Origin of the sequence: Leptospira soteropolitanensis, from assembly GCF_026151655.1 — a bacterium.
GTDB lineage: Bacteria > Spirochaetota > Leptospiria > Leptospirales > Leptospiraceae > Leptospira_A > Leptospira_A soteropolitanensis.
Window position 1 is genome coordinate 46655 of sequence record NZ_JAMQPN010000002.1, and the last position, 12095, is coordinate 58749.

Annotated in this window: 8 protein-coding genes; 4 read left to right on the plus strand and 4 right to left on the minus strand. The window is 37.4% G+C overall.

All coding sequences use genetic code 11. The annotated features are described in order from the left end of the window. Positions 1-267 precede the first annotated feature (267 nt). Positions 268-2730 carry a TonB-dependent receptor family protein gene (locus ND811_RS04975; protein WP_265351017.1) on the plus strand — a complete coding sequence of 821 codons (2463 nt, stop codon included), beginning with the start codon at positions 268-270 and terminating at the stop codon, positions 2728-2730. Here the strand turns inward: ND811_RS04975 and ND811_RS04980 are convergent. Beyond that, a complete protein-coding gene (locus tag ND811_RS04980; protein WP_265351018.1) occupies positions 2719-4389 on the minus strand; it encodes an EAL domain-containing response regulator in 1671 nt (556 codons plus the stop codon). The genes ND811_RS04975 and ND811_RS04980 overlap by 12 nt on opposite strands. Before the next feature lie 145 nt (positions 4390-4534). Here ND811_RS04980 and ND811_RS04985 point away from each other — a divergent pair, with 145 nt between their 5' ends. Continuing rightward, positions 4535-4804, plus strand: a complete 270-nt coding sequence (locus tag ND811_RS04985) for an RNA recognition motif domain-containing protein (RefSeq protein ID WP_002974517.1) — start codon at positions 4535-4537, stop codon at positions 4802-4804. A 41-nt stretch (positions 4805-4845) separates the two neighbouring features. Further along, positions 4846-7428: an aminopeptidase N gene (gene pepN, locus ND811_RS04990; protein WP_265351019.1), complete on the plus strand. Its 2583-nt coding sequence runs from the start codon at positions 4846-4848 to the stop codon at positions 7426-7428. Here the strand turns inward: pepN and ND811_RS04995 are convergent. The 3 genes from ND811_RS04995 to ND811_RS05005 are packed head-to-tail and all read right to left on the minus strand — an operon-like array spanning position 7425 to position 11186. After that, complete coding sequence (locus ND811_RS04995) at positions 7425-9299, minus strand: AMP-dependent synthetase/ligase (RefSeq protein WP_265351020.1); 1875 nt, start codon at positions 9297-9299, stop codon at positions 7425-7427. The two genes, pepN and ND811_RS04995, sit on opposite strands and share 4 nt — an antisense overlap. A 31-nt stretch (positions 9300-9330) precedes the next feature. Further along, a complete protein-coding gene (locus ND811_RS05000; RefSeq protein WP_265351021.1) occupies positions 9331-10809 on the minus strand; it encodes a tetratricopeptide repeat protein in 1479 nt (492 codons plus the stop codon). Beyond that, the gene (locus tag ND811_RS05005; protein WP_265351022.1) at positions 10806-11186 is read right to left on the minus strand and encodes a YopX family protein; all 381 of its coding nucleotides are present in this window, start codon (positions 11184-11186) and stop codon (positions 10806-10808) included. Before ND811_RS05005 ends, ND811_RS05000 begins: the two co-directional genes overlap by 4 nt. A 94-nt stretch (positions 11187-11280) precedes the next feature. Between ND811_RS05005 and ND811_RS05010 the strand changes: the two genes are divergently transcribed. Beyond that, positions 11281-12054, plus strand: coding sequence for a ParA family protein (locus tag ND811_RS05010; RefSeq protein ID WP_265351023.1), 774 nt, complete (start codon positions 11281-11283; stop codon positions 12052-12054). Positions 12055-12095 lie beyond the last annotated feature (41 nt).

The window sequence follows — 12095 nt, forward strand, 5'->3', positions numbered from 1 at the left end:
TTTCCTTTTCAGATACTAGTTGGGTCGAAAAATATATTAGAATATCTTTTTATACTAATGTCTAAAGAAATTCAATAGAATCAATAGAGATTTTTTCGATGAATTTCTTTGGGTTTTTGGAACACAAAAACAAGAATCAAAACCAGACAACTGTTTATTTTTAACCTGGAACTAGTTGGATTGTATTTTTAAAATCCATCTTCTCACACCCAAATTTCTGTTGTCCCCTAAGCATTTAAATGAACCCTAGTCTCAAAATTAGATTATATGAAAATGAAACTACTTCTCAATACATTTTTGGCACTATGCTTGGCCTTATTTACCATATCTGTTCCATTATATTCGCAAGAAAAGGCAAAACCCAACTCCGAACTCTCTGAGACGGCTACAAGTGAGCCTTCGGAGAACCAGGAAGAGAATCCTGAAGATCCGAAATGGAAGAAAGCAGAGATTCGAGTGATTGGAGAAAAAAAAGATCTAAAGAGAATTCCTGGGTCTGCTACCATCATTACCAAGAAGTATTTAGAAGAAACAAGACCCACAGACAATATGGAAGTATTGCGCCGCGTGCCTGGTGCTAACATTCGTTACCAAGATCCAGCCGGACTAACTATGAATTTGGGATTTAGGGGAGTGAGTGGGGAAGTATCCAGAAAGGTTCTTGTTTTAGAAGATGGACTATTTACATCACTAAACCCTTACGGGGAACCAGAAATGTATTATACTCCCTCGATCGAACGTATGGAGCGAGTTGAAGTGGTCAAGGGCTCAGGTTCCATTCTTTTTGGGCCTTCCACGATTGGTGGTGTTGTCAACTTTATCACAAGAAGACCCCCTAAGGATCCCACTTTAAACATACAAACCATAGGTGGAGAAAACGCATATTTCAGCCAAATGGTAGGTTATGGGGGGACCTTTGGCAATACAGGTTTCGATGTCAATGTCCTCAGAAAACAGGGTGATGGCTTTCGCGCAAACCAAGGTTACTTCGTTAATGAAGCCAATTTGAAAACCATACACCAGTTAAATGAAAAACACAATATTACAACCAAGTTGGGTTTCCATCAACAAGAGTCTCAAGCAACCTATGTGGGTCTTACCACTGGAATGTTTCAAAACAATCCAAAAGACAATCCTGCACAGAATGATAAGAGAACTATTGAACGTTATAGTTTTTCGATTGGCCATGAATGGACTCTTTCCGAAAAAACAAAACTAATCACTAGAGTGTATTCTGCTTACACGGAAAGAAACTGGGCAAGACAAAACTACTCACGAAATACAAGGGGGAGTACGAAGCCAACTGATACACTTGCTACTTACGATGGCGAACCATTTACATCCAGAAATGGAGATACCATTTGGATGCGAGGAACAAATGCTCATAGAGATAGAACTTATAAGTTTGCTGGTATTGAAACCAAATTACAGACAGAAATTGAAACAGGGTCTATCAAACATGAGATTGATTTGGGAACTCGTTACCACCTGGATATGGCAAAGGTCCAACTTCTGAATGGTCCTCCAACTCCTGATTTTGTCGTGTATCCCAATGGGGTGGGATCAACTCCTGCGGTTTTATTACAATCCCAAACAAGTTTGGCAAATAGTGGTGAACTTAGGGATGATGAAAGACGATCTGCTAAGGCAGTATCCGTGTACTTGCAGGATAGAATTCGCCTAACAGAAAAATTTTCCGTAATTCCAGGGGTTCGTTATGAATCCTTTACACAAACACGTTCTATTAATCGCGCGAGAAGAGATTTTGATCCCGTTACCTTCGATTATTTTTCGGGAACCAACCCAACCGTGCAGTTAGATAAAACGGCTACAGCAAAAAACCAAATAGTACTACCTGGGTTTGGAACCACTTTGGATTTTGCAAAGAATATGACTTGGTTTACCGGTGTTCATAGAGGTTTTTCACCTCCAAGATATGAATCGGCCATTTCACCTACAGCAGAAGATTTAGTATTAAAACCGGAACGCTCCTGGAACTATGAAACTGGTGTTAGGGGAGATGTAACTGAATACCTAAGTGGTCAATTCGTAGGTTACCTCTTAAACTTCGAGGACCAAATCATTAATAGTTCTGCTGCAGGAGGGAACTTAGGTTCGCGACCTGTAAACGCTGGAAGGTCTATTCATCGCGGTGTGGAAACCAATTTGACTTTTGACTTTGGTCAATTTTGGAAGTTAAACTATTTAATTCCTTTAGATATTATTTATACAAGGACAGAAGCCAAATCAAATCAATATACTTATAATCTTGGTGCATGGACGAAAGGTGATTCCAATCCCTTTGCCCATGTTGACACAAATGGAAACCGCCTTCCTTATGTATCGAGAGATATCCTTACACTATCTCTCGGAATTTCAAGCCGTAGTACGGGCTTTTATGTTAGAATCGAATGGCAATATTTTTCCAAACAGTTTCACGATTTAGAAAATTCCAAAACTGTGAGTTGGTATGATACCGTTGGAACCACGGCAGACTATAGAACCATTTTGAATTATGCTGGTATCAAGTCTGATGTTTCGGGACTAGACGGTGAGATTCCTGCTTACGAACTAGTAAATGCAAACATTGGATACAAAAAAGACAATTGGTCTGTTTTTCTTTCTGGAAAAAACTTACAGGATCGAAAGTATATTTCTTCACGTTTGCCAGAGGGAATCCAGCCTGGACCATTTCGTCAGGTTAATTTTGGAATCACCTTACAATTGTAACTGGGTTGTTGTGGGCAGTGCAGGGGACGGTTTCATAAAAAGAAATCCCTGGGAATATTCAATTCCCAGGGTTTCGATCATATCTTGAATGGCAGGGCGATCCACAAACTCTGCTACCACTTTGGCACCAATTCCTCGTGCAAGTTCCACAATCCCTTGAACAAGGAGGTATGCTGTTTTGTTTTCTGGAAGGTTTTTGATAAATTGACCGTCAATTTTTAAGTAGTCAGGTTCAAATTCGAGTAGCCTTGCAAGGTTTGAATACTGAACACCAAAATCGTCAATGGCAATTTCGCAGCCAATTTCTTTTAGATTACGAATCGTCGATAAGCTGTATCGATTTTCCGAAAAACTAATATCTTCCAAAATTTCAAAAGTAACTCGGCTTGGATCAATTTTGTAATGAGACAATCTTGATTCTACCCATTTACTGAAACTTTTATACTCTAATTCGGATTCAGTCAGGTTAATTGAAAAATCAAATGGTTTATCTGAGAAATAATTCATCGACTCATCAATCATCTGTAACCCGATCATACGAATGCTACCTGTAACTCTTGCTAAATTAAGAAAAGCATCTGGTGTTAGGATAGCATCTCTATCCTTGATTCGTGCCAAACATTCGAATTTCCTAATTTGTTTGGTTTGGTTGTCCACAATCCCCTGAAAGTAAGGGACAATTTGTTTATTAGTAATTGCAGATTGAATTTTCTGACTTAGTTGAAAGTTCTGTAAATGATTGTCTATGGATAGTTCATCAGTATAAGAAACAAAATCGGCTGATCCTTGTGCTTCTGCACGAAAGAGAGCAAGTTTCGCTTTGTAATAACAATCCTCTTGTCCTGTAGCGGATGAATAACGACAGTCCAAGTGGAATCCCACTCCATCCAAAACCAAGTCATCCGATTTTAAAATCATACGGAAACTTCTAATTTTTTCCACTAATGAATGTTCGGGTAGATTTGACAATACCGCAATTTCATCAGAATAAATATGAAAAACTTTTTCCTCGTTTTGTAGGTGAACAGTGAGAAGTTGTAGGAGTTTTTTAAATAACTTTCTATAAACTTCAATTCCGAATGTTTTGATGATGATGGGAAAACTGACAATTTTAATGAGTAAAATCGATTGGTTTTTTTTAGGATTCACATCCGATTTTAATTGTTTTACCAATGATTCAAAATTGGGGAATTTGGAATCTCTGTGAAAATAAAGATTGTCGGCAAGTTCCTTATTTTTTTCTTCTAAAGTCTTTTCTTGGAAATAAGCGTCAATAGCTTGTTTGATGGTCAGTTCCAAATCATGAGCATCCCAAGGTTTGGAAAGGTAACGATACAAACAACCGTGGTTTAGGGCATTTCCAATCGCCTGGGCCGGTGCCTGACCTGTCAGCATTATTTTTTTAGTTCGAGGATGGCTCTCCTGCATTTCAATGAGGAATTCATCACCTTTTTGACCAGGCATCACATGATCACAGATCACAACGGCTAGGTCTGCGGAGGTGCCCGCAATTTCTTTCATAATTTCTTTTGCTGTTTCCGCGCTTTCAGCAGTTTCGATGGTAAAACTGGACCCAAAGACTTTCTTTAATTGTTCCTTTAGATTCCAAAGAATGAAGAATTCGTCATCGATACATAAGATATAGGGTTTTTCGTTCAAGAGGATACCTGGGAAGCGTTTTAAATAAATTGTTATCTTTCAGAATATGCAAGAAATATTTGATGTTGACATTTTCTTTCCATTGTATCTAATCGACCCGGCTCCCAGGACATTGGGGCGTGCATTGTGTTTTACGAGGACAGGAATGGTTTCTAATAAAATTTATGTGGGAAATTTAAAATTTTCCCTTAAGGAAGAAAATATACGCCAGATTTTCTCCGTTTACGGAGTAATTCAAGATCTGAAAATGATTCATGATCGGGAAACTGGAAATTTTAGAGGTTTTGCTTTCATCACCTATGCGAATCCAGAAGAAGCGGAAGAGGCGGTAACCCAGATGAATGGACAACCTGTCGATGGAAGGAATTTAAAGGTTACCTTTGCCGAGGATAAAAGAAAAGAGAAACAGAACTAAAATTCACTTTTCCGGGATAGGTCATCCTATAAAGAAGGAGGATGACCTCATCCTCATCCTCCTCTCTCGTCCACAAATTAGAAGACTACAAACCTTCCCCATGGCTTACTCCCAAAGTCAATTTACGATTTGATTTAGATTTGCACCTGACAGTTGTCAGAGCCGAATATGATGTAATCCTTCAAGCCGAAACCATTGAACCACTATTTCTTTATGGCGAATCTTTAGAGTTTTTATCCCTCCGAATGGATGGGGCTATTCTTGACCCAAACGAATACCAAGTTACGGATTCAGGGATTCTTATTTCCCACCCTCCGAAGAAAGAATTTCAACTCACTGTAGAAAACCGGATTTGTCCGGCAAAAAATACTTCACTCGAAGGTTTGTACAAATCGGGATCTATGCTTTGTACCCAAAACGAACCCGAAGGATTTCGTAAAATCGTTTATTCGATCGATAGACCTGACAATATGATGCGGTTTCGTGTCACCATTGCCGGCGAGAAATCACTATTTCCAGTGATGTTGTCCAATGGAAACTTTGTGGGTGAAAACCAAATGGGAGACAGTAAACGAGAAGTCATCTGGGAAGATCCTTTTCCAAAACCATCTTATCTTTTTGCACTCGTTGCCGGCGAACTAATTGAGACCAAAGATTCCTTTCAAACGAAATCAGGTAGAGAGATTACTCTTAAGATTTTTGTAGAAAAAGGAAACGAAGAGAAAGTTGGATTTGCTTTTGATTCATTAAAAAAAGCAATGAAATGGGATGAGGACACTTTCGGATTAGAGTATGATTTAGATCTATTTATGATCGTTGCTGTTGAAGACTTCAATATGGGAGCAATGGAAAACAAGGGTTTGAATCTATTTAACGCCAAATTGGTATTAGCTGATAAGAAATCAGCTACAGATGAAAGTTTTGAGTCAATTCTTGCCGTGATTGCCCATGAATATTTTCATAATTGGACAGGTAACCGTGTCACTCTTCGAAATTGGTTTAACTTAACTCTAAAGGAAGGACTTACTGTATTTCGAGACCAATGGTTTACGGAAGATATGACAGATCCTGCTGTCAAAAGAATCAAAGATGTATTGTTTTTGAAGGAATTTCAGTTTCCTGAAGACCAGGGTCCTATGTCGCACCCCATCCTTCCTAAATCTTACCGGGAGATGAATAATTTTTATACAGTAACCGTTTATGAGAAGGGGGCAGAAGTCATTCGTTTGATATCGGAAATAATCGGAAGAGAAAGTTTTAAAAAAGGCTTAAAACATTATCTATCTAAGTATGATGGCAAGGGAGTTACCTTTGAAGAATTCATATCTTCTATGGAAGAGGTTGTTGGTAAATCCATTCCATATCTTCGTAATTGGTATCATCGAAGTGGAACACCTTTGCTTTCAGTAAAAGAAAGTTATGAGAAAGAAACCAATGAATGGATCTTTGAAATCGTTGATACAGGATCTAGTGAATACCCCTTAGTATATTCGAATTCATTTGCAGTTTTTGACCTAGATGGAAATCTCATTATAGAAAATAAAAGGATTATGGCAGGTGAACGCGACCAAATCCGAATTTCTGCCTTGGATCCAAATGGAACAAAGCCAATCATTTCCTTATTTCGTTCTTTATCCAGTCCGGTGCGTTTGGATGATCACCAGTCAGAGGAAGAAATCAAAATTTTAGCAAAAGTAGAAACTGATGGAGTGGCTCGTTTTTTTGCCTTTCAAAATTTGATTTTCGATTGGTTTCGTAAGTCTCTTGGTTCAGGCAAAGAAGAGGATTTTTCTGCCATTATAGAAACAATTGCAGATTCCTTTACTCGCAACTGGGAAAAAACTTATTTAAGTTTTTATCTTTCTTTTCCAGGTTTAACCCAAATTAGTGAAAATCTAAATTGTTATCAATTTTCGAAAATTCAAAAATTAAGAGTTTGGGCCATTCAAACTATCGCAACTACATTTACTAAAAACTTCCAAATCTTATTGGAAGAAAATAGAAAAACAATTCCAGTTCAAACGAAGGAAGAAATCGGAAAACGAAAACTAAAAAATATCGCTCTTTATTACTTGTTATACGATCCTTCTAGAAAATTCGAAAAATTGGCTGTAATGGAACAAAGGGAAGCCAAACATATGAGTGAAGAAGTTTCCGCCATGAGATTTCTTGTTGAAATCGAATCTTCGGAAAAAGAAAACTCAGTTAATTCTTTTTTTGAAAAGTGGAAAAAAGATAATTTGGTATTAGATGTTTGGTTTGCAGCTCAAGTGAGTTCAGGGGAAGATCGCGCAAAAATTGCAGAAAAATTGGAAAAACACCCACAATTCAATATTCGTAATCCGAATAAGGTTCGGTCATTATACTTTAGTTTGGCGAGAAATCCTTTAAGTTTTCACAAAGAAGATGGAAGTGGTTATTCCTTCATAGCAGAAAGAATAAGGTTACTCAATGAAATCAATCCGCAAATGGCAGCATCGTTAACTAAATTATTTTCGCCGGTATCTAAACAGGAGGGTGATCTTCCTAAAATAGCAAAGAAGGAACTAAAAAAAATCGAAGTCCTCCCCAATCTTTCTAAGGAATTGGGGGAGGTTCTTGGAACTATTTTAAGTTCTCTTTAGTTATACATAGATTTGATGAGATCTTTGTATTTGTCGTGGATGACGTTTCTTTTCATTTTGAAAAGATTCGTCAATTCTTCTCCCACTTCCATAGCCTTTGGTAAAAATCGAAAATCGGAAAGTTTTTCAAAGGATTTAAAACCGTTTTCTGATGAGATTTGTTTTTTGATAAGATTTTGAAAGTAGAGTCTCACTTCTTTGTTTTGATTTAAATCCTCGCCATCTTTTGTTTGCAGGCCAATTTCTTTCATTCTGTCTTTGTCCGGCCAAATGAGAGCAGTCAGGGATTTTTGGTCTTGACCAACGACGATTACCTGATTGATCAGAGAATTTTCTAAAAGCAAATTTTCAATGGGAACGGGTTCTACGTTTTCGCCACCAAGTAAGACGATAGTGTCTTTCACTCGGCCACGTACAGACAAAGTATCATTAAAAGAAATGAAACCCAAATCGCCAGTATTCATCCATCCATCTTGAATGGCTTTGGAAGTAGCTTCTTCATTTTTATAATAACCTTTCATTACCTGAGGGCCTTTGATATGGATGATTCCCATTTTTCCTTTTGGAACCGATTCGCCTTGGTCATTTACAATTCTGACAGCAGTTCCATCCGGCCATTTTCCTACAGAACCTTGGACGACTTTCCCTACAGACCTAACTGAGATAATCGGAGCACACTCTGTCATTCCGTATCCTTCATACACAGGAATGCCAATTACGTTGAAAAATTCATCGACATGAGCGGGAAGTGCCCCACCGCCTGATATAGTGCCTGTTAGATGGCCACCCAAAACATCTCTTATTTTGGAAAAGACCAATCCGTCTAAGACCTTCGCTAACAAAAAAAGATTTAATACAGATCCTAAGGAAACGGCAGTATTTTTGGCTCTTTCAAAAGGCGATTCTTCTTTTGTGAGAAGTTTATTCCCAGAAAGGTAGTCTTGCCCGTCTTTGAATTTTTTGCAGACGTCATAAGCAAAATCAAAAAGTTTACGTTTGTTTTCCGGTGCCTTTTCTAACTTTTGTTTGATCCCAAGATATAAGTTTTCCCATAGTCTTGGGGCAGAGGCCATAAAGGTTGGTTTAATTTTTTGGAAGTCGTCTCTTAGGTCGCGTATATTCGTATAAGCAATCGAGGCACCTTCTGCTATGATTGCATAGTCGATGGCTCGTTCAAATATATGCCATACTGGAAGGATTGAAAGTGTTCTATCGGATGTTTTTAAACCAACACGTGGTGGTACTTGTACCACATTATAAACCATGTTTTGGTGGGTGAGCATCACCCCTTTCGGCATTCCCGTGGTCCCTGATGTATAAATAATGGTAAACAAATCATCTGGTTTCACTTGTTTGGAACGAAGTTCTAGGGAAGGAAGATTTTTTCTAAGCGCCTCTCCATCTTTTATCAGTGTATCCATTGGAATGGCGAAATTGTCACTAGTTCGGAATCCTGGATCTAAAATAATTACTTTTTCAACTTTGGTATTAGATAAAACCGGTTTTAAAGACTCATATAATTTTTCATGTTCGACAAAGCAGTATTTACTTTCGGAGTGACTGAGAATATATTCAATTTCTTGCGGAGTAGAATCAGAACCTCTCGGTACATTCACCGCTCCGTTTAACAGAGTTGCTATGTCAGCAATGGCCCACTCGGTTCTGTTGTCTGCCATAAGACCGATTCGATCTCCTGGTTGTAAACCCATTTGTAAAAGAGATAAGGAAAGGTTTTCTGATTTATGAAAGATATCTGAAAATGTACGACCAAAAAAGTTTTTCTGTGAGTCTTTTCCAAAGAACATTTCTTTGGCTCCGTAAGCTCTATTCGCATAATAAAAAACATCATTCAGTGTCGTAAAATTTTTCATTGATTATTCTGATCTCCGTTGGAGCTGAATTTTATTGTTTTTTTTGTTTATTCAAGTAATATTTTCTTTTGTGCGATTTCCCGTTAGTAGATTCAAAAAAGTTGGTAAAAAGTGGATCGGATTCCATTTTTTCTAATAATTCAAAATCATATAATAGTGCTTGGTGGGTCCAAAGATTTCCTTCTTGTTCTCTGTTGGTTGCAAAGGAGGCTCTGCCTAATTTGTAGTAGACTACTGGCAAAAATTCCCGTTCTCCACCCAAGATTTGTGCTCGTTTTAAGTTTGTGTAAGCATCTTCCCATCGGCCGAGGCTTAGTTCACATGAACCTTTATAATAGAAGAGAAAAAAACGCGGATAGGCAGTGAGCCTACGGCTATTGAGTTTGTCTAAACTAGCCAAACAAGAGACCGGGTCTTTGTCCATAAACTGTGCGTAAGCTAAGTTCAAAAGGATTTCGGGGCTTATTTCCCCATTGGTTTTACGATAAATCTCTGATGTTTTTTGGTAACTTTCTTTTGCAGTTTTATAATCTGCAAGGACATATAGATAATAATAGGATTTATAAATCAATACGTCCAAAGAATCGGATTCACAAGTTCGATAAGAAAAAAATTCATCTAATGTTTTAGTAAAAGAAACAAAATCTCTTTCATTGTATTCAATATTTGCAATTTTTTTTAATAAGGAACAAGTTCTAGATGTTCCGTTGGGAACTTCCTTTTTATATTCCTTTAAAGATTTGCGATAGGCTTTGAGAGCTTCCGAGAATTTTTGATTCGATTCAAAGTGGATGGCCTCTCTTTCTTCTTTTTCACCAACTCCTTCGCAAAATGATTCTTTTCCATTTTCATAATGACAAATGCGTTCCCTAAATCCATTTTCGTTTGCATCATACTCAACACGAACTAATTGGCAGTTATTAAAATACCACCATTCATCCATTGCGCCAAAATCATTTTTGTCCTTTGTGATTTCTTTAGGACAACCGGAATGAGAGTAATAAGTGAAACTATCTTTTTTACCATTTTTTGTTTCGTCTTCTTCGGTTAAAAATAATTGACCTTTGGAATCATAGTAGTCCCAACGATAGGGAAAAAACTCTTCATCATTCAAAAAGAATGAGAGTTTTAAGAGAGAACTCCCTTCTTTCCAACCTGAAAAACAAGAAAAAGATAACTTGCCACTTAGGAAATTTTGAGAGGGATCTCCGTATAGATCTGTTAGATGAGACCTAATGTCTTCTTTGAATCTAGGGTAAGGATAGTTGGTGTGGTATTTATCTATATATTTTTGGCAAAACCAAAAGATTTCATGATTTAAAGATTCTTTATGTAACACTCCAGGAATTTCACCACCTAAACGAAAGCTAAACCTTTTTGGGCTATGATCTTCTATATCAAATTTTTCTTTTGTATTTTGGATGGCTTTCCAATAATCCTCTAAGGGAGTTGCCCTTAGAGGAAAAGAAGTTAAGAATAGGGTAGTAAATACTAGAAGTAATAATCTCAAGATTTACTTTTTAAATACAAGTCATAAAGGATTGGATTTTCGTAGGGATTGCCCACTTTGCGAATGGAAAACAATTGCAAAATAGGAGGTCCATTTTCTAAATAAAAAGCTCCATGTTCGTTGTTATATCGAATGACACCTGTATGTTGCGTCAGGTTTCCACCTTTAGCCACAGTATGTTCAATGATATCTTCTTCAAATAGATCTTTATCGTATTTATCTTTTAGTCCGGTAAAAGTATTAACAACGTAATTGTCTTCGTTTGAGATAGGTTGTCCAAACTTTAAAAGTTTCCCATCGAGGGTTAAACTAAAGCCTTTTTGTGTGAATTCTTTCTCTTGTTTGTCCCAAACACGGAATCGAATTGTAAATGCCATACTGAACCCAAATTAAGGTGACCGAAGTCCTTTCCAAGGAAAATTCAAAAAAAAATCAGTGGTCAAGTCATGAATTCAGACAATTCTATACCCCATGAAGGTCATCTCTGTTTCTAATATTAAGGGTGGAAGTGGGAAATCCACTACTGCCGCACACTTAGCATGTGCCTTAGCCAGGCGAGGAAAAACCTTAGTGGTAGATATGGATATGCAAGGAGATTTAACAGACTATTGTTTGCCAGAATTGGATCTCTCCCAACTGGAAGAATCAAATGTGATGAGCGTTCTTCTCGGTATGAAAAAAATCACAGACTGCATTCGAGAAACCAAACAGTTTGATGTATTGCCCTCTACATTAAGTCTTGCAAAACTCTCCAAATACAATCCAGATTCTAGTAGTCTTTGCCTTCAATTCAAAAGAGCATTAGAAGAAGTACGAAATAAATATAAATTTGTAATCATTGATACACCGGGCTCAGCAAAACATGAACTGACCACCGCCATCTATAATTCAGAGTTGATTTTAATTCCTGTGACTCCTAGCAAATGGACCATTCGAGCTGTAAATTTACTTCTGGATGAAATCACTCAGACGGAAACTATTTTTAGTCAAAAGAAAAAAATTGCCTTTGTGCCGTCATGGTTTGGGACTTCCAAAAAACATAGAGACTTACTGGACAAATTGAAACAAATCGAAGAGATTCCTTGTTTAGCAGAAATTCCAAAATCAGAAACTATCAAAACGAAAACAGAAAAACAAGAGAGTTTAAAAAAAGATAGCAATGCTTGGCACGCCTTTGATTTGTTAGCAGACGAATCAATTGCCTTGGTTGATCCTGAGAATTCGATTCATTCTATGAAGCCGTAATCGTTACTAAAAAGTAAAAACGTAACGTAGTTCTGTCGTAA

Excerpts from the sequence above, each read along its gene's own strand:
- ND811_RS04975 (WP_265351017.1), top strand. The coding sequence starts at position 268 with ATGAAAATGAAACTACTTCTCAATACATTTTTGGCACTATGCTTGGCC.
- ND811_RS04985 (WP_002974517.1), top strand. The coding sequence starts at position 4,535 with ATGGTTTCTAATAAAATTTATGTGGGAAATTTAAAATTTTCCCTTAAG.
- pepN (WP_265351019.1), top strand. The coding sequence starts at position 4,846 with ATGACCTCATCCTCATCCTCCTCTCTCGTCCACAAATTAGAAGACTAC.
- ND811_RS04995 (WP_265351020.1), bottom strand. The coding sequence starts at position 9,299 with ATGAAAAATTTTACGACACTGAATGATGTTTTTTATTATGCGAATAGA.
- ND811_RS05005 (WP_265351022.1), bottom strand. The coding sequence starts at position 11,186 with ATGGCATTTACAATTCGATTCCGTGTTTGGGACAAACAAGAGAAAGAA.
- ND811_RS05010 (WP_265351023.1), top strand. The coding sequence starts at position 11,281 with ATGAAGGTCATCTCTGTTTCTAATATTAAGGGTGGAAGTGGGAAATCC.